The following is a 545-nucleotide window of genomic DNA, read 5'->3' on the forward strand; positions in this document are numbered from 1 at the left end:
GCGACTGTTTAGCAAAAACACAGGTCTGTGCGAAGCCGTAAGGCGAAGTATACGGGCTGACGCCTGCCCGGTGCTGGAAGGTTAAGGGGAGTGGTTAGGGCTTAGCCCGAAGCTGTGAACCGAAGCCCCAGTAAACGGCGGCCGTAACTATAACGGTCCTAAGGTAGCGAAATTCCTTGTCAGGTAAATTCTGACCCGCACGAATGGCGTAACGACTTGGGCGCTGTCTCAACGAGAGATCCGGTGAAATTTTAGTACCTGTGAAGATGCAGGTTACCCGCGACGTGACGGAAAGACCCCATGGAGCTTTACTGTAGCTTGATATTGAACTTTGGTACGGTCTGTACAGGATAGGTGGGAGCCGAAGAAGTGGGAGCGCAAGCTTCCATGGAGGCGCCGTTGGGATACCACCCTGATCGTATCGGAGTTCTAACTCACTGCCCTGATCGGGCAGGAGGACCGTGTCAGGCGGACAGTTTGACTGGGGCGGTCGCCTCCTAAAAAGTAACGGAGGCGCTCTAAGGTTCCCTCAGCGCGGTTGGAAA

The 545-nt window shown here is 54.9% G+C and carries 1 rRNA gene; it reads left to right on the forward strand.

The features are described 5' to 3' along the window. A 23S ribosomal RNA gene (locus ACFO1S_RS21625) occupies positions 1-545 on the forward strand; the annotation flags it as partial.

The sequence above is a fragment of the Cohnella boryungensis genome (assembly GCF_042651945.1).
In the GTDB taxonomy this organism is placed as follows: domain Bacteria; phylum Bacillota; class Bacilli; order Paenibacillales; family Paenibacillaceae; genus Cohnella; species Cohnella boryungensis.